Below are 24,983 nucleotides of genomic sequence, written 5' to 3' on the forward strand. Positions count from 1 at the left end.
TGTTCAAAGCCTCCAACGTCTGCCGCTTCTGAACGGGCATCTCAGCTTTTCTTAGATCCCTATAGGGTTTTTGTCGGCATCGAGGGTAAATCCTTCTCCCAGGACTTCGTGGACGTCATTGACGGTCACAAACGCGTGAGGATCGACCCGTTCAATGACTTGCTTGAGGCGGACAATTTCGTTGCGGGCGAATACACAGTACAGCACTTCCTTCTGTGTGCCGGTAAAGCTTCCCTTTGCAGTGAGAAGGGTAGCTCCCCTGTCCATCTCTTTCATGATGAGAGCGGCAATTTCGGTATTTTTTTCAGAAATAATCATTGCTGCTTTACCGGCATACGCGCCTTCCTGCATGAAATCAATCACCCTTGCCCCTACAAATACGGCGACAAGGGTATACATGGCTTCTTTGTAATCAAGATAGATGAGTGAAATGGAAATGACAACGAAATCAAACATGAACATTGTTTTTCCCATGCTCCAACCCAGAAATTTATGACCGAGCCGTGCAATAATATCCACTCCGCCGGTTGTTCCTCCATACCGGAAAATGATGCCGAGCCCAATGCCTATAAAGGCACCTGCGAACAGGGCGGCGAGCGGCATGTCATGTTTCAGGTCTACCCTGAGCGATGAAAACCGCTGAAAAAGGAATAGAAACAGAGATACACCAACAGTCCCGATTAATGTATAAATGAATGCGTTTTTTCCAAGAAGCTTCCAGCCGACGAAAAAAAGCGGAAGGTTCAGCGCCAGGTTTGAATAAGAAGGATCAATATGGAACAAAAAATAAAGAATAAGGGTGATGCCGGTAAAACCGCCTTCAGCAAGATTGTTTTGCATGTTGAAATGAACAATGCCAAAGGAAAAGATGGCGGAGCCTAATAAAATAAAAAAGACGTTTTTAGTGCGGATGGGAAAAGTCATTTGTGCCTCCTGATACTGTTGCTTGGCCTTGATGGCGTTTTCATTATAAAGCAAAACCGGGGGGGGTTCAATCGCTCAAGAAATTTGTCAAATGCTTTATTCTCCGCTAACATTAACGTAGGATTGAACAAGAGGTGATATGCGATGAATAAGACCATGCAAGACATGCAAAAAGAAGTAGATACATATATCAGCCAGTTTAAAGAAGGCTATTTCAGCCCTCTGGCCATGACTGCGCGAATGACTGAAGAGCTTGGCGAGCTTGCCCGTGAAGTTAACCACTATTATGGGGAAAAACCGAAAAAATCAACCGAAAAAGAACAGACGGTCGAAGAGGAACTCGGCGATCTATTCTTCGTCTTACTATGCTTTGCCAATTCACTCAATATTAGTATGGAAAAATCGTTTGATATGGTTATGAAAAAGTTCAATACGAGAGACAAGGACCGATGGACACGGATTGAAGAAGGAGAGGAACAATAAAATGAACAAGGAAATTTCAATCGTCATTGCAGGACCGAGAGGGAAAATGGGGAGTGAGGCCGTCCGTATGGTAACTGAAACCCCTCATTTTAAGCTGGTGGCGGTGATTGACTCAAGAAATGACGGCATGATGCTGAAAGATGTCGAGGGAATGCCGCAACTGGACATTCCTGTATACGAGGATGCGCCAAGGTGTTTTGCGGATATACGTCCTGATGTGCTGATTGACCTGACAAAGCCGGATGTGGGAAAAGTTCATCTTGAGCAGGCACTGGAACATAATGTCCGTCCTGTGATCGGGACTACCGGTTTTTCTGATGAGGACCTTGAACGCCTGAAGAACCTCGCTTCCGAACGCGAACTTGGGGCCATCATTGCACCCAACTTTGCTGTTGGTGCTGTTTTGATGATGAAGTTTGCCCAGATGGCTTCAAGGTACCTTCCGGATATTGAAATCATTGAAAAGCATCATGACCAAAAGCTGGATGCTCCTTCAGGAACCGCGCTGAAAACCGCACAGCTGATCCGGGAGATCAGAGAATCGAAACGCCAGGGGCATCCCGGGGAGAAGGAAGATCTCAAGGGAGCAAGAGGCGCCGAAATGGACGGCATCCGGATTCACAGTGTGCGCTTGCCAGGGCTTGTTGCCCATCAGGAAGTCATTATGGGCGGTGAAGGACAAACACTGACGATCAAACACGATTCCATGAACCGGGCTTCGTTCATGCCCGGTGTTAAACTGGCAGTTGAAGCGGTCATGAATGTGGACCATCTGGTTTACGGCTTGGAAAATATTATTGAATAAAAAGGGTGGGGAACGATGAGAATTGCGTTGGTGGCGCATGATAATAAAAAGCAGGAAATGATAAATTTTACTGTAGCTTATGAACCGATTTTGAAGAAGCATGAATTGTTTGCCACTGGTACTACCGGGCAAAAAATAATGGATGCTGCCGGACTCAATATCCACAGGTTTCAATCCGGCCCGCTCGGCGGAGATCAGCAGATTGGGGCGTTAATTGCGCAGAACCAGATGGATCTTGTGCTTTTTTTCCGGGATCCGTTAACCGCGCAGGCACACGAGCCCGATATTTCCGCGCTCATACGGCTCTGTGATGTTTACCAGATCCCGGTCGCGACGAACGTGGCAAGCGGAGAACTGTTTATCCGGGCCATGGGTCGCGGTGATTTTAATTGGAGAACCATTATTACAGAGAGAGAAGGCAAATGATGATGAAATTAGAAAGCTGGCTCGCTTTTGGCGCTCATTCTGACGATGTTGAAATCGGAATGAGCGGTTCCATTGCGATTCATACAGCTAAAGGGGGCACAGTTACCATTTGCGACCTTACCAAGGCCGAACTATCATCCAACGGAACTGTTGATCGGAGGAAAGAAGAAGCAAAAAATGCTGCGGAAGTGCTTGGCGTAACGGAGCGGCTGAATCTTGGAATCCCTGATCGCGGCATCTTTATGAAAGAGGAGTACATAGCAGCCGTTGTGTCAGTCATTCGGAAAGTGAAGCCGGACACTATTTTTGTTCCGTATTCGTTGGATCGTCATCCGGACCATGGGAATTGTACAAAGCTGGTGGAAGAGGCAGCGTTTTCTGCAGGGGTAAAAAATGTTTCAGATCCTGAGGGGCTTCCCCCGCACAGGGTCAAAAATATATATTTTTATTTTATCAACGGCTTTCACAAGCCCCATCTGCTTGTTGATATATCATCAGTTTTTGAAAAAAAGGTGGCGGCGCTGAATTGTTATGAAAGCCAGTTCGTCAAAGGCGATGACAGTTTTGATACTCCGCTTGTCAATGGATATATTGAGTCTGTCAGCGCCAGGGAAAAGATGTATGGTTCTGAAGCAGGTGTTGCCTTCGCGGAAGGCTTTATCACCAAAAAGCCATATTTATTAAAGACATTGTAAGGAGAACCAGATGAAACTGAAAATTGGAATTACGTGTTATCCTACCGTCGGCGGCTCCGGGGTCGTGGCTACTGAACTTGGAAAGCTGCTGGCTGAAAAAGGGCATGAGATTCATTTTATTACTTCAGCCCTGCCCTTCCGCCTGGGAAAAGTTTATGCGAATATCTTTTATCATGAAGTGGAAGTCAACAATTATTCCGTCTTTAAATACCCGCCCTACGATTTGGCTCTGGCAAGTAAAATGGCGGAGGTCGCCAAACGTGAGAAGCTGGATATTATTCATGCTCATTATGCGATACCTCATGCGATTTGTGCCTTTTTGGCGAAGCAGATGGCAGGTGAACAGCTGAAGATCGTTACCACCCTTCATGGGACCGACATAACCGTCCTTGGCTATGATCCCTCCCTGAAAGAGATGATTAAATTTGGTATTGAAAATTCTGATGCCGTAACGGCGGTATCCAATAGTTTGAAGAACGATACTTACCGGCTGCTGGGCGTCGAGAATGAGATTTATCCCATTTATAATTTTGTGGATGAGCGAGAGTATTTTAAGCAGGATGCGAGCCATCTGAGGAAAGGATATGGGATTAAACCGGAAGAAAAGGTCATTATTCATATTTCCAACTTCCGGACGGTTAAACGGGTGCCCGATGTCATTAAAGCGTTTCATCAAATAGTAAATGAAATTCCGGCCAAACTTTTATTGATTGGAAACGGTCCGGAATTTACGGTCGCCTGCAAGCTCGTTCAGGAATTGAATATCGAAGACCATGTTCTCTTTCTTGGAAAACAGGAAAATGTGGCTGAACTGTTTTCCATCAGCGATTTAAAGCTTCTTCTTTCGGAAAAAGAGAGCTTTGGGCTTGTTTTGCTTGAAGCCATGGCTTGTGGAGTCCCGGTTGTTGGAACAAACATCGGCGGAATACCAGAAGTAATCCTGGACGGGGAAACGGGCTACATTTGCGAGCTGGGTGACATAGATGGCATTGCCCGTGCTTCTCTTTCCATTCTGACGGATGAAAGCAAAAAACAGAGATTTTCCTATCAGGCGATGCAGCATGTCAGGGACCATTTTCATTCTTCCAAGATCGTGGAAGATTATGAGCAGCTATACTACAGCGTTTTAAAAGGATAGGATGCATTATGAGAGATCTTTTTGAAGGTGCGCAATCTATCATGCACCGACTGGAAGAGGCAGGATTTCAGGCCTACATGGTAGGCGGCTGTATCCGGGATCTTCTGCTGGACCGCGAAATAGGGGATATTGATATAGCCACTTCGGCACTTCCTGCTGAAGTTTCTTCCCTTTTTCAAAAAACCATCCCAGTCGGCATTAAACACGGAACAGTGATTGTCCGGCAAGAATCGGTTTCGTTTGAAGTGACAACCTTCCGAAAAGAAGGGAAGTATGTGGACCGCCGCCACCCTTCGTCTGTAGAATATATTGAGTCACTCGAAGTGGATTTGGCGAGAAGAGATTTTACCATTAATGCGATGGCCATGGACCGCTTCGGGAGGATTCATGACCCGTTTGGCGGCAGGCAGGACCTGCAAAATCAATTGATTAAAACCGTCGGAAATCCCAGTGAACGATTCCTTGAGGACCCTCTCCGGATTATGAGAGCCCTCCGTTTTTGGTCGGTCATGGGCTTTTCGCTTGAAACCGAAACAAAAAGGGCCTGTGTGTCCTTGTCCAAAGAATTAAAGGAAATTGCTGTTGAACGGCTCGCAGTGGAGTTTATTAAGCTGCTCCGCGGCAGGGATGCCGCCGGCTGCCTGGCGTTTATATTTGAAGAAGGAATTTCTTCTTCGCTCCCGGAACTTGAAAGATTTAAAGACAGGTCGGATTCGCTTTCGTCCTTTGACTGGACCAGGTTAGAGAGTGATGAGGAAAGATGGGCCGCTCTTCTTTTTTTACTTGGGGTTACCGATTTGCCTGGCTTTCTAAAATCATGGAAACGATCCAACGCCCTCATCCGGGAGGCTGGCCTGCTCTTTGGTTTTTTGGACAAGGATGTACGGCAACCGCTCTATTTGTATGAACTCGGCGAGGAACGGGCAGCATCCTGTTTGCGGATGAGAAATCTGCTGCAGGGGAAAAAGGCCAGTGAAGATGTCCAGGAGCTTAAGGAATCCTACCGCGGGCTGCCCATTCATTCGAGAAAGCAGCTGGCAGTCAATGGCCGGGACATTGTAAAAGTATTTGAAAGGGAAAAAGGACCATGGATCCAGAAGGTTCTTGGTGAAATTGAAAAAAGTGTCCTTGAAAAGACGGTACAAAACAATAAAGAAGAGATACTGAGTTGGGTAAGGAGTTGGAAAGAATAATGAGACAGCACTTGCTGCAGATGCTCATAAACAATGGGGGCGACTATGTTTCCGGACAGCAGATCAGCGACGAGCTGAACTGTTCACGCACTGCAATCTGGAAGCATATTGAGGAATTGCGCAAAGAGGGGTATGTGATTGAAGCGGTGCCGCGCAAGGGATACCGGATTACATCCGCGCCAGACCGTGTTACGGCGGCAGAAATCAACGCCCGGCTCAAGACTGAGGTTCTAGGAAAGGTCATTGTGTACGAGGAATCTGTCAAAAGTACACAGGAAATTGCTCAACGGCTCGCACAGTCTGGCACAAATGAAGGAACGCTGGTGGTTGCTGATGAACAAACCGGCGGAAGAGGGCGTCTCGGCCGTCAATGGCAATCGCCAAAAGGAACGGGAGTATGGATGAGCCTTATTCTTCGTCCCGACATTCCTCTCCAGAAGGCTCCCCAGCTCACCCTGCTTGCAGCGGTCGGCATTACCAAAGCCATTGCGAAGGTTACAGGTCTCCGGCCGGAGATCAAATGGCCAAACGACATTCTGGTCAAGGGAAAAAAGGTAGTCGGGATTTTAACGGAACTCCAGGCGGAATCCGACCGTGTTCATGCGGTTATCATCGGTCCAGGCATCAATGTTAATGTAGGCCGGGATGATTTTAACGACGAGCTGAAGGATATTGCCACTTCCCTGAAAATAGAATCGGGAAAAGAAATCAAACGGGCAGAATTGATTTCAGCCATTCTTCACGAGATGGAAGAGCTTTACCATGATTATTTGAACAACGGGTTTGAGCTTGTAAAGCTTTTATGGGAAAGCTACGCAAACAGCATCGGGCGGCGCATTCGTGTGCGTACGCTGAATCAGCAGATTGAAGGAATCGCAAAGGGCATCACTGATGACGGGGTTCTCCTTCTTGAGGACGATGAAGGGAAGGTTCATCCGATTTATTCGGCGGACATTGAAATTCCCAGAACCTGAATAATGTGGTAAAGTATGAAGTGTAGAAAAGGCGGTATCCCGGGAACGGGAACTGCACTTTCTGTGAAGGAAAGATTAACGTATTAATCTGCCTAGATCCATAAAGGGACCGGGACAGAGGGATTGCAGAAACACACGTACTTTAAAACCCCTCTGATGAATCCGAGGGGTTTTTTTTCCTCTGTGCCTCCTTAAAAAAGGAGGAGTAAGGATGAAAACGACTCAAAGTTTTCTTGCAATGAAGCAAAATAAGGAAAAGATTGCGATGTTGACCGCCTACGATTACCCTTCCGCCCAGCTCGCCCAGAGAGCAGAAGTGGATATGATTCTTGTCGGTGATTCACTCGGAATGGTGGTTCTTGGCTATGATTCGACGGTACCGGTTACAGTGGACGATATGATTCATCATGCCAAGGCTGTAAAACGCGGCGCGCCAGACACCTTCATTGTGACTGATATGCCGTTCATGAGCTATCATGGCACACGAGCCGAGACTGTTAAAAACGCAATGAGAATCATGCAGGAAACCGGTTCCCAGGCCCTTAAACTTGAGGGAGGAAAAAGCGTCATCGAAACGATCCGCTATTTGGTGGAGGGCGGAGTTCCTGTTGTCGGCCATCTTGGGCTTACTCCGCAGACAGCCGGTGTGCTTGGCGGCTATAAAGTTCAAGGAAGGGATTCAGCGCAGGCCATTCAGCTGTTGGAAGAGGCGAAATTAATCGAAGATGCCGGAGCTTTTGCCCTTGTTCTTGAGTGTGTCCCTAAACAGCTCGCCCAAGTGGTCTCCGAATCCGTGGGGATACCTGTAATCGGTATTGGAGCAGGCAGGGAAACCGACGGGCAAGTGCTCGTCTACCATGATCTTATCGGCTATGGATTTCACCACATCCCCAAATTCGCAAAAATGTATGCCCGAACCGCCCATCCCATTTTAAAAGGGCTTGAAAACTATGTTGCTGAAGTGAAGGACGGAACGTTTCCTGAAGAAGCGCATTCATTTTCAATGAAGCATGAAGAAGCACAAGCGCTGTACGGAGGGAAATAAGTTGAAGATTATAAGAAGCATCCGCGAGATGACGGCATACAGCAAAACGCAATTGGCAGCGGGGAAGAGCCTGGGTTTTGTTCCGACCATGGGATATCTCCATGATGGGCATGCGGCTCTCATGCAGCAGGCAATAAGAGAAAATGATATTGTGGTGGTCAGCAGTTTTGTCAACCCGCTTCAATTTGGACCGAATGAAGATTTTGAGCGGTATCCAAGGGACTTTGCACGTGATGAAAAAGTGGCTAACGACAATGGGGTTGATGTGGTGTTTTATCCCGAAGTACGGGAAATGTATCCTGATCAGCCATCTGTTGTTTTGCATGTTACGAAAAGAGTCAATGCTCTGTGCGGCAAAACAAGGGAAGGGCATTTCGACGGGGTGGCAACCGTTCTTTCCAAACTGTTTCATCTTGTTTCACCCACAAGGGCTTACTTCGGGATGAAGGATGCACAGCAGGTAGCGGTTGTCCAGGGGTTGATCAAAGACCTGAACTTTCAAGTAGAGCTGGTGGCATGCCCGACTGTCCGGGAAGAAGATGGTCTGGCAAAAAGCTCCAGAAACGTATACCTGTCACCGCAGGAGAGAAAAGAAGCACCAGTGTTATACCGTTCCCTCAAGGTGGCGGCAGAACTGCTTGAAAAAGAGAAAAATATTACACTTGTGAAAGAAAAAATGGTAGAGTATGTAGAGACAGAAACAAGCGGCAGCGTGGATTATTTTGAAATTCTTTCTTACCCTGAGCTTGAGGAAGTTCCCTTCTCCGGGCAAACAATGATCATCGCCCTTGCCGTCCAGTTTGAGAATGCCAGGCTGATTGATAATTTGCTGTTTACCCACAACGAAAGGGAACAATAGGTGATATTATGTACAGAACAATGATGAAGGGCAAGATCCATCGCGCCCGTGTAACCGAATCGAACTTGAATTACGTGGGAAGCATAACGATAGATGAAGATATTCTTGATGCGGTTGACATGGTTCCCAATGAAAAGGTGCAGATTGTAAACAATAATAATGGAGCAAGATTTGAAACATATATTATTCCGGGTCCCCGGGGAACCGGAGTCATGTGCCTGAATGGCGCAGCTGCCCGCCTCGTACAGGAAGGCGATGTTATTATTGTGATTTCCTACTGCATGCTTTCGGAAGAGGAAGTCCATTCCCACCAGCCGAGAGTTGCGATCATGGATGAAAACAACCGGATTACAGAAATACTAGGTTATGAACCGGCTTCAACGATTCTTTAACCCCTTCTTCAAGGGGTTTTTCTATTTACATACAAGAGCTGCACAAGAAGTGCATGCCGTTTGACCCGAGGTGAAAAGGATGAACAACCGTTATGTTGTTATTGATGTAGAAACAACTGGAAATTCCCCCGCCCGAGGAGACCGAGTCATTCAAATCGGAGCTGTGGTGGTTGAAAATAACATAATTGTTGACCGTTTTTCTTCCTTTGTGAACCCGGAAAAACCCATTCCGCCGTTTATTGAGCAGCTTACCGGGATCAATGATGAAATGGTTGCAGATGCGCCTTTATTTGAGGAAGTAGCCCCTGCCATATTACAGATGCTCGAAGGCTCTTATTTCGTGGCCCATAACGTTTTATTTGATTTGAACTTTTTGCAGGAAGAGTTTGAAAACAGCGGCTACCGGCGGTTTTCCGGACCGATGATTGACACTGTGGAACTTTCCAGAGTTTTATTGCTGCAGGCTGACAGCTATCAGCTCGGACAATTGGCGGACTATCTGGGCATAGTCCATGAAAATCCACATCAGGCAGACAGTGATGCTGAAGTAACGGCACACTTGCTCGTTCAGCTCCTCGATAAGCTCGAGGCGCTTCCGCTGCTGACGCTTCAGCGTCTTGAACCATTTTTGAAAAAAATGCAGAGCAGTCTGGAGGAAATCGTAAAGGACATCATCCTTTCAAAGTCTTCCAGAATAGAAGATGAGGAAGGAATGGATTATTTCCGGCAGCTCGCGATCAGGTCTTTTTCACCCGTTGAAAAAGAAGACATCGGGGCAGCCGCCGGCATTGATCCTCAATCCTTGTTGCGCACTCTTGCTGAGGAAATGGAACATTATGAAACAAGAGAAAGTCAGCAACAGATGATCGGCATGGTTTTTGAAGCAATGGAAAATCATCAGCACGCGATGATCGAGGCCGGAACGGGTGTAGGAAAGTCACTTGGCTACCTTATTCCTTCCCTGGTGTACGGAAAGCAGAATGACCGGCCAATCATAATCAGTACCCATACGATTCAGCTTCAGCAGCAGTTGATGGAGCGGGATATTCCGATACTGAAGAATATTTTGCCATTCTCGTTTCATGCCACAGTATTGAAAGGCCGCAACAACTATTTGTGCCTTCGTAAGTTTGAACAATCACTTGATGACTCTTACGATGATAATTATGATACCAATCTGACAAAAGCCCAGCTGCTCGTCTGGCTGACTGAAACCACCCAGGGCGATGTCGAAGAATTAAATCTTGCCTCAGGCGGCAAGCTCTTCTGGCAGCAGGTGAAAAGTGATTCGGGCTCCTGCCTGAATCAGCGGTGTCCCTGGTTTTCCAGATGTTTTTATCACAGGAAGCGAAGAGAGGCCATGACGTCGGATCTTGTGATCACAAACCATGCTCTTTTGTTCACCGATGTTAAATCCGATTCCCAGCTGCTGCCTTCCTACAAGGAAGTAATTATTGACGAAGCGCATCATGTGGAGGAAGTGGTGAGCGACCATTTCGGCGTCCAGACGGACTATTTTGTGTTTGCAAGAATACTTGAACGCATGGGCACAAAAGAAGACAGCGGGCTTATACAGAAACTTTACGGATTGACAGAAACGGTGGAAGTGCCCGGTCTGACAGAGGCTCTTGACGACATTGCAGCATCGCTGCCCGAGCTGAAACTGGAATTGGACGATCTTTTCCGGACGCTTCGTGACTATGTGCTTGATGCCAAAAAAAGCAATTTGAATGATTTCGGCCGTGTCAGCTACCGGTTCGGGGAACGGGACGGCAAACGTGCAGCATGGAAGGCAATCACGGAGATGTCCCATCGTGTTCATTTTGAAATCAATGATTTGGAAAAGCTGCTGAAAAAGGCCGCACACCTGTGCGAAGAAAAGGAAGACCACTTCACCTTCAAGCAAAAAGGGGTTGTCGCTGATTTTAATGGTGTGAGAAACCAGCTGCAGGAGGAGAAGGAAAAGCTCCGGCACCTTTTACGTGAGGTGAACGATGATGAAGTATTCTGGCTGGAGGTAGAGGCGAAGGGAGCAAAAAATGCCGTTTATCTGTACAGCAAACCGATCATCATCGGAGATATGCTGGCTGATGAATTTTTTGCGAAAAAGAACAGCGCGGTTCTGACCTCGGCAACGCTTTCGGTCAGAAACTCGTTTCAGTATATGATCTCCCGGCTGGGGCTTGATGATTTCGGTCCGGTGGCTGCTAATCTTCCATCTCCGTTTTCCTACGATCAGCAGGTGAAGTTTATGGTTCCTGAGGACATCCCGCTCATTAATGAAGTGGACCAGGAAACCTTTGTTGCCGTTATTGCCCGGCAGCTTTACCATATTGCCAAAGTGACCAGAGGCAGGATGCTTGTTTTGTTTACTTCGGGCGACATGCTAAGGGAAACATACAATGTGTTCAAGGGCATATCTGATGCTGACGAGTTTGTCCTGTTTGGGCAGGGAATAGACAGCGGAAGCAGGGCTCGCCTCACGAAGAACTTCAAGAAATTTGAACAGTCCATTCTGTTTGGAACAAGCAGCTTTTGGGAAGGGATTGACATTCCTGGCGAAGATCTGTCCTGTCTTGTCATTATCCGGCTTCCATTTACCCCGCCTGATAATCCGGTAACTGCAGCAAGGGCAGAAAAACTCAGGAATGATGGCGGGAATCCGTTCATGGAGCTATCTCTTCCCCAGGCCATTATCCGCTTTAAGCAAGGGTTTGGAAGATTGGTACGTACACAGCGCGATAAGGGTGTCGTGTTTGTCTTCGACAGGAGGATAACAGAGACCCGCTACGGCAAGTCGTTCATTACATCACTGCCGCCAGTGCCTGTGCAAAAGGGACTGATGGCCGACCTGCTGACTGATCTTGAAGGATGGCTCGATCAGTCATAAAATAGATGGAGATTGCCTGTCCCCAAAAAGGCGGAAGTCTGATATAGTAAGTTACGAGATGGAATTGGGTAAGGAGGCAGCTGGTTTGGAGAGCAGAATTAAAGTTCTTTCCACGGTAAAGATTGGCAAATCGCCGGATCTTTACAAGGTTGTGACCGAATTAAACAAAACGCTGAAACACAAGGATGTCATGTTCGGTCTGGCACTCGATGAACAAGATGAAAATAAAATGATATTTACCATCTACAAAACATAAAAAGGATGCAGTCGAGATGAAAAAATGGTGGATTATCCTTGGGATAGCCTGTATTGGAATTATCCTCTGGCAGAGCATTTCACTGTATTATAAAATTCTTTCAAACCGTGATGCGGGACAGGAGAGAGCGGTACAGGCTGCACAAAACAACTACGCTTTAACTGTTGATCAGATGGATTATTATCATGGTGACCAGGCGCTGGATGTGATCAGCGGCACTTCCGGGAAGTACGGGAAAGTATATGTGCTGGTAAATAACAAAGGCAAGACCAAGCTGGTGAAACAAAGTGATGGACTGACAAAACAGCAAATGAAGAACTATGTGGACAAAAATTTCAAACCAAAACAGTGGGTGAATCTCCGTCTTGGAATGGAGAACAGCCAAGTCGTATGGGAAGCCGTTTATCTCGATGATAGCGGCAGGTACACGTTTTACTACGGCGATTTCCAAACCGGAGAACGCTATAAAAAATACAGTATCAAGCAGGAAATCTAAAAGTGAGGGATGAAAAGAATGGAACTGGCAAACCGAGTAAAAGCACTTACACCATCTACGACACTCGCCATCACGGCAAAAGCAAATGCATTAAAAGCAGAAGGGCATAATGTGATTGGACTGGGCGCGGGAGAACCGGACTTTAATACCCCGGAACACATCATTGAAGCCGCATACCGGGCCATGAAGGAAGGGCACACGAAATATACAGCTTCCGGCGGCCTGCCTGCACTGAAAAAAGTGATTGCTGAAAAGTTTAAAAAAGACCAGAATCTTGACTACTCACCTCAGGAAATCGTAGTTGGGACAGGAGCGAAACAGTCACTCTATTCCCTGTTTCAAGTTTTACTTAGCGACGGAGACGAAGTTATTATTCCAACGCCTTACTGGGTGAGCTATCCTGAGCAGGTGAAACTAGCAGGCGGTGTACCGGTCTATGTGGAAGGCAAGGAAGACAATGCGTTTAAAATTACACCGTCACAGCTTGAAGAAGCAGTCACAGGAAAAACAAAAGCGATCGTCCTCAATTCCCCAAGCAACCCGACAGGCTCTTTGTACAATGAAGAAGAACTGAGACAAATCGGGGATGTTTGCTTAAAACATAATATTCTAATCATTTCGGATGAAATCTATGAAAAATTAATATATGACGGTGCACAGCATACGTCCATTGCCCAGCTTTCTCCTGAACTGAAAAAACAGACCATTATCATCAACGGGGTTTCCAAGTCTCATTCCATGACAGGATGGAGAATCGGATATGCGGCTGGCGACAGCACAATCATTAAAGCAATGACCAATCTGGACAGCCACAGCACCTCCAATCCGACCAGCATTTCCCAATATGGCGCAATTGCTGCCTACGAGGGGAGCCAGGAGCCGGTGGAAGAGATGAGAAAAGCCTTTGAATCCCGTCTGAACACCGTTTATGAAAAGCTGATTCAAATTCCGGGCTTTTCATGTGTGAAACCTAAAGGAGCGTTTTATCTCTTCCCGAATGTGAAGGAAGCGGTCAGGATGACCGGTTTTAACAGTGTGGATGAATGGGTGGCAGCGCTGCTTGAGGAGGAGAAAGTTGCCCTTGTTCCGGGCTCCGGATTCGGATCACCGGACAATGTGAGGCTTTCTTATGCTACCTCACTTGAAAAATTTGAGGAAGCTTTGGAGCGAATTGCCCGTTTCATGGAAAAAAAGAGCAAATAATAGAGTTTGAGGGTATTTGATTTTTATAAGTGATTAGATGATAATCACTTATACATAGAATGATTTGGAGGGTGTCACGTGAAAACAACAATTTCCCAATTAAAAAACCATATCGATGAGACAGTGACCATCGGTGCATGGCTGAGCAATAAGCGCTCAAGCGGCAAGATTGCTTTTTTGCAGCTTCGGGACGGAACCGGCTTTGTTCAAGGTGTAGTCGTTAAAGCTGAAGTGGCTGAAGACATCTGGACAACAGCAAAAGGACTTACGCAGGAAACCAGCCTGTATGTAACAGGGAAGGTCCAGCAGGATGACCGCTCTCAAACAGGTGTTGAGCTCGTCGTTACAGACGTAAAGGTCATCTCAGAGTCGGTGGATTATCCGATTACGCCAAAAGAGCATGGCACAGAGTTTTTGATGGATCACCGCCATCTTTGGCTGCGTTCCAAACGCCAGCATGCGATTATGAAAGTCAGAAACGAAATTATTCATGCAATGTATGAGTTCTTTCATAAAAATGAATTTATCAAAGTCGACCCGCCTATTCTGACAGGGAGTTCTGCCGAAGGAACTACGACTTTATTCCATACCAAATATTTTGATGAAGACGCATATCTTTCCCAAAGCGGGCAGCTGTATATGGAAGCGGCAGCCATGGCTCTTGGAAAAGTTTTCTCATTCGGTCCGACATTCCGTGCTGAAAAGTCAAAAACGCGCCGTCATTTGATCGAATTCTGGATGATTGAGCCTGAGATGGCTTTCGTTGAACATGAAGAATCTCTCGAGATTCAGGAACAGTTTGTCAGCCATGTCGTGCAATCCGTTCTTGAACGCTGCAAGCTTGAACTGACCGTGCTGGGCCGGGATCTTTCCAAGCTTGAGAATGTTAAAGCTCCGTTCCCGCGCATTTCCTATGATGATGCCATTACACTCCTGAAGGAAAAAGGGTTTGATGATATTGAATGGGGAGAAGATTTTGGTGCGCCGCATGAGACAGCTATTGCCGAAAGCTATGACAAGCCAGTGTTCATTACCAATTATCCAAAAGAGATCAAGGCTTTTTACATGAAGCCGCACCCTGAACGCGATGATGTTGTCCTTTGCGCCGACCTGATTGCGCCTGAAGGCTACGGGGAAATCATCGGAGGAAGCCAGCGTATTGATGATCTTGAACTGATGAAAGCCCGCTATGAAGAGCACGGACTTACTGATGATGCCTACAAATGGTATCTTGAGCTCCGCCAATACGGCAGTGTTCCGCATTCCGGATTTGGTCTTGGTCTTGAACGTACGGTTGCCTGGATTACCGGCGCCGAGCACGTGCGTGAAACCATTCCGTTCCCGCGTTTGCTGAACCGCCTGTATCCTTAATTTTTTGACCATGTTTCTTTAGAAAAAACTTTTAAAAAACCTCCTCTTAAAGGAGGTTTTTCACCTTTACCCGGCATGGGAACCTGTCTTGCAAGGGCGGTTCCTATATCTGTTTTAAGCTTCATCGATGTTTTTCACGACGGCATCATGACTGGGGAAATAAGGCTTACTCGTGGTATACTGATGAAGAAGGGGTGTTATGATGGAAAAGGCATTATTTTTGAAATGGCTGTCAGAAGGAACGGTTTCAATACCCCATGTTCTGTTTAAGCATTACCGGTCCATCGGGCTTCAAGACGAAGAATGCATGCTCCTTCTGCATGTACATACATTCATTGAATCGGGGAATCCGTTTCCGACTCCGGAGGAGCTTTCCGGAAGGATGAGCATTACCCCGACCAGGTGCATGGGAATGCTGAGAGGGTTTATCCAGCAGGGATTATTGGAAATGGGACAGTATGAAGACCAGGAAAAAGGGATGTATTATGAAGCTTATTCCCTCAATCCGCTTTGGGAAAAATTGCTGTCGGTCCTTTCCGGCCAGGAAGCCGAGCAGGACTTAGCCAATAAAGAAAAAGAAGAACAAAGTGTTTATACGATTTATGAACGGGAGTTTGGAAGGCCGTTGTCTCCCATGGAGTGTGAAACCCTGAAGATTTGGATCGATCAGGATCGGCATACTTCAGCATTGATTATTTCTGCGTTAAAGGAAGCGGTCATGACGGGGAAGCTTAACTTTCGTTATATCGACCGGATTTTGTTTGAATGGAAGAAGAATAATATACAAACACCAGAACAGGCCAGAACATACGGAGAGAAGTTCAGGGCGCGGCAAAACAAACCAGCGGCCAGGCAGGCAGAATCCATTGACAGCCGGAATCAATTCTCTGTTCCCGTATATAATTGGCTTGAGCAATCATAGACGAGGGAAATCTCGTCTGTTTTTGCATGTGCAAGGGTATTGAATCAGGAGGAAAATTATGCTGAACAAAACACAGATTGCTTATTGCTTGGACACCCTTGGAGAAATGTTTCCCGATGCCCACTGCGAACTGAATCACAGCAATCCCTTTGAACTCACCATTGCTGTCCTTTTATCGGCACAGTGTACAGATGCACTGGTAAACAAAGTCACACCCGGCCTCTTTGCCAAATATAAAACACCGGAGGATTACCTCAAGGTGCCGGTTGAAGAATTGCAGGATGATATACGTTCCATAGGGCTCTACCGAAACAAAGCAAAAAATATCCAAAAGCTGTGTTACATGCTGCTGTACGATTATGGCGGCAAGGTGCCTGAAGACCGTGACGAGCTGACAAAGCTCCCGGGTGTCGGGAGAAAAACGGCCAATGTTGTTGTTTCGGTTGCTTTTGGCATTCCGGCCATAGCAGTGGATACACATGTCGAACGGGTAACAAAGCGCCTGGCCATTTGCAAATGGAAAGACTCTGTCCTGCAGGTTGAAGAGACGTTAATGAAAAAGGTCCCTAAAGAGCAGTGGGGTCTCACCCATCATCGTCTCATTTTTTTCGGAAGATATCATTGCAAGGCACAAAGCCCGCGATGTCCGGAGTGCCCGCTGCTTGAATTGTGCCGGGAAGGGCAAAAACGAACAAAACTGAACCTTAAAAAAGCACAGCTTTTAAATAAAAATGAAAATTCCTGATTCCATGAATCATCCGCTGTTTTTTGGCAGGGATACCAAACGTGATAAAGGCTGCTTTCGGGAAGACATAGTGGCGCTTTCTTTTCGGGATGCACCGCCTTTGTCACCTGAGAAGCTGAAGCAAAAGTTGGATGGGTGGAAAACCGAGGGTGAGAAAATCCGGCAGTTGTTTTCAGAGCGAAAGCCACACGAAGCATCCGGCCCGTTGATTGATCAGCTCAGTTGTTTTATCCAGGCTTTATTTTGGTGCAACAACAGCTGGGTTCATGATTTGGTTCATTGGCAGAACACGGTGGACAACCTTCCTGTAAGGCCCGTGAATGCGGTAGAGAGGCTTGAGCTGATTTTTACCCGGCCATCCCATTTCACAGCATGGATCCAGCTGAATGAGCTGTTTTCCGAGCTTGAAAAAAAGGCAGCCAGCCATCTCCGCGCCCCCCGCATGGAATAGGGACATTCTCATAACACATAGAATGTGTTATGAGAATGTCTAGGAGGGGGAGTTATGCAAATCCATGTAGTAAAGAAAGGGGATTCGCTGTATAAGCTGTCACAATATTACAGTCTGCCATGGCAAAATATTGCGGCAGTCAATGCCCTTGGACCGCAGGATGTGCTGGCGGTAGGACAAACGCTGCTTATTCCTGCACCTTTTGAATATAAAGTGAAAAAGGGTGATACGTTCGAAAAAATTGCGGCTAAGCTGGGTATTACGAAAGCAGAACTACAGCAGGCAAACCCTGAAATTTCGGAAAGCCAGTTGATGGAAGGGCTTGCACTGACGGTGCCCCAGAAACGCAAACGGACCATAACAACGAACGCTTTTGCAGAGCCTTCCGAAAAGTCACGGGAAAACTTTAAGAAAGCGGCCAAGGCATTAAGCTATATCTCATTATTCAGCTATGAAGTAAATGAAAATGGTGAACTGAAACCATTGGATGACGGACCTTTTTTACAGGATATCAAAAATCAAAACGTTCGTCCGCTGCTTTCCTTGACCACCATCAAAGATGGGGCGTTCAGCAGGGAACTGGCTACTTCCATCTTAAAGAACCAGGCCATCAGCAATAAGGTGATCGAGAACACGGCGAAAATCATGAAAGAAAAAGGGTACGTTGGCGTCAATGTGGATTTTGAATATATCGGGGGAGAGAACAGGGAGCGTTACAACCGGTTCCTCAGGGCCATGACCGAACGCATGCATAAAGAAGGGTATATTTCCACCACGGCTCTTGCTCCCAAAATCAAAGAAAAACAAAAAGGAATATGGTATGAAGGCCACGACTATAAGGCACATGGCCAGATAGTGGATTATGTCATTCTCATGACGTATGAATGGGGATACAGCGGCGGACCTCCTTTGCCGGTAAGTCCGCTCACAGAAGTAAAAAAAGTAATTGATTATGCAGTCACAGTGATTCCGAGAAGCAAAATTCTGATGGGGATCAACCTGTACGGCTATGACTGGAAGCTTCCCTTTGTTCAGGGAGGGCCGCAGGCCAAGGCGCTCAGCCCCGTACAGGCGGTGCAGCTTGCAGCCAAACGAAAAGCTGCAGTACAGTATGACAGCAAGGATCAGTCCCCGTACTTCGAATATTATGATAAAGAAAAGAAAGAGCATAAGGTATGGTTCGAGGATTTCCGCAGTATGAAAGCCAAATTCGATATGATCGATGAATACAAGCTTGGAGGAGCAAGTTTCTGGAATCTCGCATTTGATTATCCGGGCTTGTGGAACTATCTGGAGGATCGTTACAATATCCGTTTTCAATAATATACACAGAAGAAGGCCGCCCCTTACTGGGGGCGGCCTTCTCTGTATTATTGGCTTAAATCGGGAAGGGCAGGAGTCTGTTGTTCGTTCTGCTGCTGCTGCTGTCGTTGATTTTGGTCATTCCCATTTCCCTGTCCAGGGCCATTTCTCTGGCCGTTTTGGTTCTCACCTTGTCCAGGAGGATTTTGTGGTTCTGTATTGTCAGGCTGACCGGTATTGCCTTCCTGATTTCCGCCTTGATCTGGTGGATTATTTTCTCCACCCTGGTTTTGATTCTGGTCACCCTGATTCTGGCCTTGATCCTGGTTTCCTCCCTGATTTTCGTTTCCTCCCTGGTTTTGGTCACCAGGATTGTTTTTGTCAGGAGGAGTGCCTTCTTCTGGCGGCTTTTCACCACCTGGAACCGTGACCGAGGTTTGCGCAGGAGGGCTTTCCTTACCAGTTTCACTGTTGATGGCCGTTACCTGGAAGCTGTATGTTTTTCCTGCTTCCGCGTTTGGAACGGTAAAGGACTTATCTTTGATCGTTTGTTCTGCTGCCGGTGTGCCATCCACACTGGCTGCTACTTTATAGACCGTTTTATCATTGCCTTTGTAGTTCCATTTCACATCGATGGCTTTTTTCCCTTCATTGTACTTGGCATTAAGGCCTTCAATGGAAGCCGGCTGATCGTATTTGTCCGATACTTCACTAGGCTCAGTACCGCGTACGAACAATTCTTTTGTTTTCTGGTCATCAGGCGTAAATTCACCTGCTTTTTTATTAGTGCCTTTTTCGAGCGTCACATCGACAACCGAATTCGGTCTTTTGAAATCTGAACCGTCATGGTTAAGCCGGCTCATCACCTCTTTGAAGATTAGCTTTGAGTAGTTCCTCTGATTGGTATCCAGGTAATGAACGCCTTCTTTATCCTTTTTGCTATTGTAGCCTGTCCACACAGCAGCGGAGTAGGATGGAGTATATCCCGCCATCCAGGCGTCATTTGTTGCACTCTTAGGAATCCCGTTCGCATCCCTGAACTCCTTCGGGAGATTGGTGGTGCCTGTTTTTCCAGCAAGATTTAAGCCGGGAACGTTCGCCATCGTTCCGGTTCCGCCGCTTTTCATAACGTCTTTGAGCATGTCGGTAACCATATAGGCGGTAAAGTCATTCATTGCTTTGACCGGCTTGTTATCCGGCTTAACCACATCGCCATTTGGAAATTCAATTTTGCGGATGGTCGTAGGCGCATTGTAGACTCCTTCATTTCCAAAGGCAGCATAGGCGCCTGCCAGATTTAGCGGTGTGATTCCTTTTTGAAATCCTCCGATTGCATAGGCGGGAGGCGCTGAGTCAATATTGATGCCAAGCTTATTGGCAAAATCAACGGCTTTATCTTCTCCCACTTCCATGAAGGTACGTACGGCCGGTGTATTTTCCGATTTAGCAAGAGCCGTACGCATGGAAACCTCGCCGAACCCTTCATCATTGAAGTTATGGATCGTCGAACCATTAATGGTGATTGGCGAATCCTTCAAAATATGTCCGGTATTCCATTTGAAATGATCAATGGCAGGCCCGTAATCGAGAATCGGCTTAATGGTGGAGCCTGGTTGGCGCTGATTCCCCGAAGCATAATATGCACTCATAAGATTTTCCTCACGTCCGCTTCCAATGGCGCGGATGCTGCCTGTTTTTGTATCGACAATCGCGATGCCGGATTGCAGTTTTTTATTTTCATTTTTAAGGAACGAAGCGTTTTGAAGAACATCTTCGGTAGCTTCCTGCGCTTTCGTATCCATATTGGTGTATATTTTTAATCCATCGGCAAACACATCGACATTCTTCATTCCATCCATCTTATGAATATCTTTAATTACCTGCTGAAGGTACGCTTCATGAATACGTGTTTCCTGAAGGCTTCCTTTATGCAATCCTTTAGTTACGGGAGTTGCCTTTGCTTTGTCTGCTTCGGATTTCGTGATATACCCATACTTTTCCATTTGCCCTAGAACTACGTTTCTGCGTTTTTCAGCAGCTTCGGGATGGTTCAGTGGATCGTAGTTGCTTGGTGCTTTTGGAAGGCCAGCCAGCAATGCGGTTTGCGGAAGCGTAAGCTGATCGAGCCGGTCTACATCGAAATAGGTTTTGGCTGCAGTTCCGATGCCGTAGACATTATGTCCAAAGTAGATTTTATTGAGATACATTTCAAGAATTTGTTCTTTCGAATATTTCTTCTCAAGTTTAATCGCCAGGTAAGCTTCCTGAATCTTACGGGTCAGCGATTTTTGATTGGTTAAAATCGTATTTTTTACTACTTGCTGCGTGATGGTGCTTCCGCCTTGAGAACCGAAGCCGCCAGTTACATTGGCAAGGGCCGCTCCAAAAATACGGCGCACATCAACGCCCGGATGTTTATAGAACCGGACATCTTCCACTGCGACAAATGCATCCCGTACGTTTGGCGGAATATCCTTTATCCCGGCCTTTACCCGGTTTTGCTCAGAAAAGAGCGAGGTGACCATTTTTCCGTCTTTATCATAGATCTGGGAAGATAAAGGCGTTTTTAATTTGTCAGGATCGAGTTTCGGTGATTTTGCCATAATGACGCCCACCGAGATCGTTCCTATAATAAACATAATAACGATAAACGCTACAATCGCTTTAAAAAGTGGAAACTTCTTTTTCTTTTTTGGGCCGTGCTGATAGCCTTTATCGGCTGCCTGCCTGCGTTCTTGTCTGCTGCGGTATTCATTCGACATAATTGTATCAACCTTTCAATTGCTGCAATATACATTATGATTATTCGTCAATAAGGCGTTATTTATGAACCTTCCCCTCATCTTCGTCATAAAAGTACATTTTATCAATGATTTTCAGATAGTCAATTCGCGGCAGGAAACCGGAAGAAACCGGATGTCCATGCGACTCGATATCCTTTTTTGGGATCGATTTTCTTCCCTTCGTTTGATCATTCCAATAGGGGATCAGGTGCCCGGCGTCGAGAAGAAAGATCTCATTCAGTGTTGAAAAACGCAGGATGACGAAGGAGATTCCGCCATGGGCAAGGATGGCTTCCATATGACGAATTTGATGATCATGAAAGTTGCGAAGCGGGAAAGAAGTTTTATTTTTCGTTTCCTTCGCTTCAAAGTCAATATACTTCCCCCTGTAAATTCCGTTAAAATCCGTGGTGGAAGCAAGCTTGAAATAGGCTTCTTTGATCACGGCGGCGGACCGCTTGGGATATTCAACATTGACGATCTGAACCGGTGTCGGTTTTTTATGAATGACGGCAATTCCCCGTTCCAGATAGTATTCGTTGCTTTTATTCAAATCTTCCTCAAGCGTCATTCCCCGGTTCCCGTAGGAGATGGAACTTTTTGAATTGGCGGGGGACAGAGAGGAAGAGGTTTTTTTTCCGTTGGGATACTGAATCGGTGCCATAGTCTCACATCCTTTTAAAGAATGGCAAATAAAAACTATGTCAGCTTGATGGCCGGCATAGTCTTTTTTCTTTGTTCACTTTCTTATCCCTGCTGAAGAAGTGATTCCAGCTCGTCTTGGTTAAATCCAAGAACAACGTTTTTGGATTCTCCGTCTATAATAACAGTCACAGGAGTGGCGCTTGCTCCCAGATCAATCACTTTATTCATGTATTGAGGGTTCTTTCGGATATCGCGTTCCTCGAATGGGATTTGTTTTGAAGTCAGCCATTCCTTTTCAGCAAAGCAAGGGGGACAGGTTTCCTGTGTGTAAATAATTACTTTCTGTTTCATTGTTGATCCTCCAGACAGCTTCTTATCCTTTCATTTTAGCGTTTTTCTTTCTGTCTTACAAATATTTTACCAACAGCTGCGAAGGATAAGAGAAAAGGAAGGGAGGGCAGTACATGAGAATCAGGGAATGGGAAAAGGCCGTGATTGAGGAAATCCGGCAGAAAACGAATGCCGGCAACCTGGATAATATTTCACGTACCGTATTTTACGAACAATTTTTCAGAAGAAATCCTGAAATTAAATGGTCGTTTCTTGCTTCTATCGTTTCAAGAAATGCCGGTTATAATATGTCCGACCTGGAAGGCAGCTGGCTTAAACGGTCCATACCAACTCATTATCGCAATCTTCTTTTTCTGACGTACGAACGGGCGAACTGGCTGATTTTTTCCGATGCTTATCCGCAGCTGCTTTTATATGAAAAAAGCAAGAAGGCAGGAGAGCCGTTTTTTTCGCTTTTATCATCCTTTAACGTTTCTGCGTTTATGCAAAAAGAATGGTGTGTGTTTTGGCAAAAAGGCGATGAAGAACGGCTTTGGACCTCGCTTATCATAAATGAACAGCATTTGATCCAAAAACCGGTGATTGAGCACCCTGTCTATCGCAGGCGGGTTTTTATGTCGATGCCCTACAGGCTTCAAAACTGGCTTCATTTCAGCACAGTGCTTTTTCCGACCCTTAATGGGGAAATGTTTGGATTCTCTGTACATGGTTTCCGAAAGGTGCAAAATCGAATTTTGCTTGGAAGAAGACTCGCGTGGCTGCTGTTTCAGTCTAAGTATGCAAAGGATTTTGAGGAATTCTCCCGGGTAACACCCCACACTGGTTCAAGGCAGGACTACGAGCAATATGTTTACCCCAATCGGAGGAGGGATCGTGAACTTCTCCGGCTTACTTATCCACTGGTGCAGCATTCACGGCCGTCTCTGCCCGACTGGAGCCAAAAGAAAAAAAATCTGCAGGCTTATTACAAAAAGCTTTCTATTCCTGAAAACATCAACTTAACAAAGTGGCATCACAGCAAAGAGCTTCAGCTTCAAATTGGTATATTGCTGCAGGAACTGCTGTTTAAGGATAAAAGCGATAGCAAAAAAGAACGGTAAAAAAGTGTCCCGGGTTCACGGGACACTTTTTGTTGTTTTCAGGTTTTATTCTTTCATCATTCCCCGAGGCAGCTACACGCTTGTCGGGGCTAAGCGGCCGTTTCAGCTTTCCCGATCTAGCTTCAACGGCCAACCCCTCGAGGTCGCTTCACGCTTCCCCTTCAACACAAAGAACGTGTTGCTGGGTAAGCGCTCCAGCGCTTGTCGGGGCTAAGCGGCCGTTTCAGCTTTTCTTAACTTATGTAGCTGGGTAATTGGGGCCTTCTAGCTTTTTGTCGCCGTAGCCTTCTTTTTTCTCCTGCTCAGGTGCGTTCGTCATTTTTTCCTGCTCCTGCTCCAGGCTGTTTTCGTGTTGATCCATGTTTCTTCACCTCCTAATCGTAGTGTTAGGCAGTAGGTCCTGTTTCATACAGGATAACAGTGTCGAAAGACGGGTTTTTTTGCACAAAACCACTTACTTTGCCGAAACCGTTCTAGTTTTGTCACATGTGAAGGGAAACGAAAAAGAGGAGGGAATACTTCTGTTATAAGATATCGGGGAGGGAATTAGAAATGGAAATGGTGTTTAAAACAAAAACGGTTTCGGAAGAACTTGGTGTAAATCCAACTACCATTCAGCGCTGGGTTAAGCATTTCAATCTTGCCTGCCAAAAAAACGACCATGGTCATTATCTGTTTTCCGAGCAGGACATAGAAGATTTGCGGGAAATTAAGAAACAGCTGGATGCAGGTCTGCTTATGGGCGATATTCAAATCGCAGCTGCAAAAACTAAGGAAGCTGAACCCAAGGCACAGCCTGCAATTGCGTTTGATGAACGGTTCGATCAATTGATGGCCCAGATCGAAAAGCTTGAAAAAAAGCTGGAAGAAAAAGCGGATGACGTTTTGTCCTACCAGGTCTTGCAGCATGCAACAGAAATGGATGACATGATGAAGCGGCTTGTTAAAATAGAAGAGAAAATTGAGGATATTGAAGTCAAACTTTTAAAAATGCCCGATGGGGCTCAGGAAGAAGCCGGCGGGTATAAAAAACAGCGCCGCAATTGGCTGGTGGGGCTTTTCACGCTTTAACCTTGAAGGAAGCTCGTGCATTTTATCCTTTGTTTTGATAGGATAGAGAGGTCAGGAGTGAATTCATAACGTATGGAACAACGTCTTATTCAACTTACTCAAGTGCTGCTGGATAAAACCAGGGCAGCAATGGACCAATATCTTACCGAAACAAAAAAAGAAGGATATGAAGTGGACTTTTATGGCCAGGTAAAGCCTTTTGCCGACGAAATCCGGTCTTTAACAGAGGAATGGAAGCCCCTTGCGCTAAAGTGGGTAGAAAACAACCGTCCAAAGTATGTCCATCTGCCACAGATAAATGATACGTTTGATAATTTGAACTTTATTGCGGTATTTGCCTTCCAGCTCGACACCAGGGAAAAACGATTTACCGAAATGATCAAATCGATTGATTACGTCCTGAGTACTTTGCTGGAGAGGCTGCATTCATAAAAGACGGAAACTGTTACCGTCTTTTTTTATT

At 46.1% G+C, this 24,983-nt stretch carries 27 protein-coding genes; 22 read left to right on the top strand and 5 right to left on the bottom strand.

Features of this window, described 5'->3' with window-relative positions:
* Positions 1–51: 51 nt before the first annotated feature.
* The gene (locus tag QYB97_RS00005; protein WP_301163912.1) at positions 52–924 is read right to left on the bottom strand and encodes a YitT family protein; all 873 of its coding nucleotides are present in this window, start codon (positions 922–924) and stop codon (positions 52–54) included.
* Between the two features lie 144 nt (positions 925–1,068).
* On the opposite strand from QYB97_RS00005, the gene QYB97_RS00010 reads away from it, so the two are divergent.
* From QYB97_RS00010 to QYB97_RS00100, 19 genes are all read left to right on the top strand, one after another.
* A complete protein-coding gene (locus QYB97_RS00010) occupies positions 1,069–1,407 on the top strand; it encodes a nucleotide pyrophosphohydrolase (RefSeq protein ID WP_301163913.1) in 339 nt (112 codons plus the stop codon).
* Position 1,408: 1 nt separating this feature from the next.
* Positions 1,409–2,212 carry a 4-hydroxy-tetrahydrodipicolinate reductase gene (gene dapB, locus QYB97_RS00015; RefSeq protein ID WP_301163914.1) on the top strand — a complete coding sequence of 268 codons (804 nt, stop codon included), beginning with the start codon at positions 1,409–1,411 and terminating at the stop codon, positions 2,210–2,212.
* Positions 2,213–2,227: 15 nt separating this feature from the next.
* Complete coding sequence (gene mgsA, locus QYB97_RS00020) at positions 2,228–2,638, top strand: methylglyoxal synthase (protein WP_301163915.1); 411 nt, start codon at positions 2,228–2,230, stop codon at positions 2,636–2,638.
* 2 nt (positions 2,639–2,640) lie between these two features.
* Positions 2,641–3,333, top strand: a complete 693-nt coding sequence (gene bshB1 / locus QYB97_RS00025; RefSeq protein ID WP_301164878.1) for a bacillithiol biosynthesis deacetylase BshB1 — start codon at positions 2,641–2,643, stop codon at positions 3,331–3,333.
* A gap of 10 nt (positions 3,334–3,343) precedes the next feature.
* Complete coding sequence (bshA, locus tag QYB97_RS00030) at positions 3,344–4,471, top strand: N-acetyl-alpha-D-glucosaminyl L-malate synthase BshA (protein WP_301163916.1); 1,128 nt, start codon at positions 3,344–3,346, stop codon at positions 4,469–4,471.
* Between the two features lie 8 nt (positions 4,472–4,479).
* Positions 4,480–5,664 carry a CCA tRNA nucleotidyltransferase gene (locus QYB97_RS00035; protein ID WP_301163917.1) on the top strand — a complete coding sequence of 395 codons (1,185 nt, stop codon included), beginning with the start codon at positions 4,480–4,482 and terminating at the stop codon, positions 5,662–5,664.
* A complete protein-coding gene (locus QYB97_RS00040) occupies positions 5,652–6,638 on the top strand; it encodes a biotin--[acetyl-CoA-carboxylase] ligase (protein WP_301164879.1) in 987 nt (328 codons plus the stop codon). The genes QYB97_RS00035 and QYB97_RS00040 overlap by 13 nt, the downstream gene beginning before the upstream one ends.
* Positions 6,639–6,849: 211 nt before the next feature.
* The gene (gene panB / locus QYB97_RS00045; RefSeq protein ID WP_301163918.1) at positions 6,850–7,683 is read left to right on the top strand and encodes a 3-methyl-2-oxobutanoate hydroxymethyltransferase; all 834 of its coding nucleotides are present in this window, start codon (positions 6,850–6,852) and stop codon (positions 7,681–7,683) included.
* A gap of 1 nt (position 7,684) precedes the next feature.
* On the top strand, positions 7,685–8,542 hold the full coding sequence (gene panC / locus QYB97_RS00050; protein WP_301163919.1) for a pantoate--beta-alanine ligase: 858 nt from the start codon (positions 7,685–7,687) through the stop codon (positions 8,540–8,542).
* Positions 8,543–8,550: 8 nt separating this feature from the next.
* Entirely contained in the window at positions 8,551–8,934 is a 384-nt protein-coding gene (panD, locus tag QYB97_RS00055) for an aspartate 1-decarboxylase (RefSeq protein ID WP_301163920.1), read from the top strand.
* 79 nt (positions 8,935–9,013) lie between these two features.
* Positions 9,014–11,824 (top strand): ATP-dependent DNA helicase DinG, encoded by a 2,811-nt coding sequence (gene dinG / locus QYB97_RS00060; protein WP_301163921.1) that lies wholly within the window; start codon positions 9,014–9,016, stop codon positions 11,822–11,824.
* 85 nt (positions 11,825–11,909) lie between these two features.
* Positions 11,910–12,080 carry a YpmA family protein gene (locus QYB97_RS00065; protein ID WP_090234061.1) on the top strand — a complete coding sequence of 57 codons (171 nt, stop codon included), beginning with the start codon at positions 11,910–11,912 and terminating at the stop codon, positions 12,078–12,080.
* Positions 12,081–12,096: 16 nt separating this feature from the next.
* The gene (locus QYB97_RS00070; RefSeq protein WP_301163922.1) at positions 12,097–12,576 is read left to right on the top strand and encodes a hypothetical protein; all 480 of its coding nucleotides are present in this window, start codon (positions 12,097–12,099) and stop codon (positions 12,574–12,576) included.
* An 18-nt stretch (positions 12,577–12,594) separates the two neighbouring features.
* Complete coding sequence (locus tag QYB97_RS00075; RefSeq protein ID WP_301163923.1) at positions 12,595–13,779, top strand: pyridoxal phosphate-dependent aminotransferase; 1,185 nt, start codon at positions 12,595–12,597, stop codon at positions 13,777–13,779.
* 78 nt (positions 13,780–13,857) lie between these two features.
* Positions 13,858–15,150 carry an asparagine--tRNA ligase gene (gene asnS / locus QYB97_RS00080; RefSeq protein WP_301163924.1) on the top strand — a complete coding sequence of 431 codons (1,293 nt, stop codon included), beginning with the start codon at positions 13,858–13,860 and terminating at the stop codon, positions 15,148–15,150.
* 202 nt (positions 15,151–15,352) lie between these two features.
* Entirely contained in the window at positions 15,353–16,072 is a 720-nt protein-coding gene (locus tag QYB97_RS00085; RefSeq protein WP_301164880.1) for a DnaD domain-containing protein, read from the top strand.
* A 58-nt stretch (positions 16,073–16,130) separates the two neighbouring features.
* Positions 16,131–16,817 carry an endonuclease III gene (gene nth, locus QYB97_RS00090; protein ID WP_301163925.1) on the top strand — a complete coding sequence of 229 codons (687 nt, stop codon included), beginning with the start codon at positions 16,131–16,133 and terminating at the stop codon, positions 16,815–16,817.
* Positions 16,804–17,268: a YpoC family protein gene (locus QYB97_RS00095; RefSeq protein WP_301163926.1), complete on the top strand. Its 465-nt coding sequence runs from the start codon at positions 16,804–16,806 to the stop codon at positions 17,266–17,268. Before nth ends, QYB97_RS00095 begins: the two co-directional genes overlap by 14 nt.
* A gap of 54 nt (positions 17,269–17,322) precedes the next feature.
* Positions 17,323–18,591: a glycosyl hydrolase family 18 protein gene (locus tag QYB97_RS00100; protein WP_301163927.1), complete on the top strand. Its 1,269-nt coding sequence runs from the start codon at positions 17,323–17,325 to the stop codon at positions 18,589–18,591.
* A 47-nt stretch (positions 18,592–18,638) separates the two neighbouring features.
* Here the strand turns inward: QYB97_RS00100 and QYB97_RS00105 are convergent, their stop codons facing one another.
* The 3 genes from QYB97_RS00105 to QYB97_RS00115 form a co-directional block, all read right to left on the bottom strand.
* Complete coding sequence (locus QYB97_RS00105; protein WP_301163928.1) at positions 18,639–21,332, bottom strand: PBP1A family penicillin-binding protein; 2,694 nt, start codon at positions 21,330–21,332, stop codon at positions 18,639–18,641.
* Positions 21,333–21,390: 58 nt separating this feature from the next.
* Positions 21,391–22,017: a Holliday junction resolvase RecU gene (recU, locus tag QYB97_RS00110; protein ID WP_301163929.1), complete on the bottom strand. Its 627-nt coding sequence runs from the start codon at positions 22,015–22,017 to the stop codon at positions 21,391–21,393.
* An 83-nt stretch (positions 22,018–22,100) separates the two neighbouring features.
* Positions 22,101–22,349 (bottom strand): glutaredoxin family protein, encoded by a 249-nt coding sequence (locus tag QYB97_RS00115; RefSeq protein WP_301163930.1) that lies wholly within the window; start codon positions 22,347–22,349, stop codon positions 22,101–22,103.
* 113 nt (positions 22,350–22,462) lie between these two features.
* Here QYB97_RS00115 and QYB97_RS00120 point away from each other — a divergent pair, with 113 nt between their 5' ends.
* Complete coding sequence (locus QYB97_RS00120; RefSeq protein ID WP_301163931.1) at positions 22,463–23,449, top strand: DUF2515 family protein; 987 nt, start codon at positions 22,463–22,465, stop codon at positions 23,447–23,449.
* 238 nt (positions 23,450–23,687) lie between these two features.
* Here QYB97_RS00120 and QYB97_RS00125 read toward each other — a convergent pair whose 3' ends face one another.
* Positions 23,688–23,810: a hypothetical protein gene (locus QYB97_RS00125; RefSeq protein WP_301163932.1), complete on the bottom strand. Its 123-nt coding sequence runs from the start codon at positions 23,808–23,810 to the stop codon at positions 23,688–23,690.
* 191 nt (positions 23,811–24,001) lie between these two features.
* Between QYB97_RS00125 and QYB97_RS00130 the strand changes: the two genes are divergently transcribed.
* Both QYB97_RS00130 and QYB97_RS00135 read left to right on the top strand, forming a co-directional pair.
* Positions 24,002–24,520 (top strand): MerR family transcriptional regulator, encoded by a 519-nt coding sequence (locus tag QYB97_RS00130; protein WP_301163933.1) that lies wholly within the window; start codon positions 24,002–24,004, stop codon positions 24,518–24,520.
* 72 nt (positions 24,521–24,592) lie between these two features.
* Complete coding sequence (locus tag QYB97_RS00135) at positions 24,593–24,952, top strand: YppE family protein (protein WP_301163934.1); 360 nt, start codon at positions 24,593–24,595, stop codon at positions 24,950–24,952.
* The last annotated feature ends 31 nt before the right edge of the window (positions 24,953–24,983 follow it).

The organism is Fictibacillus fluitans, assembly GCF_030418125.1.
Lineage (GTDB): Bacteria > Bacillota > Bacilli > Bacillales > Fictibacillaceae > Fictibacillus_C > Fictibacillus_C fluitans.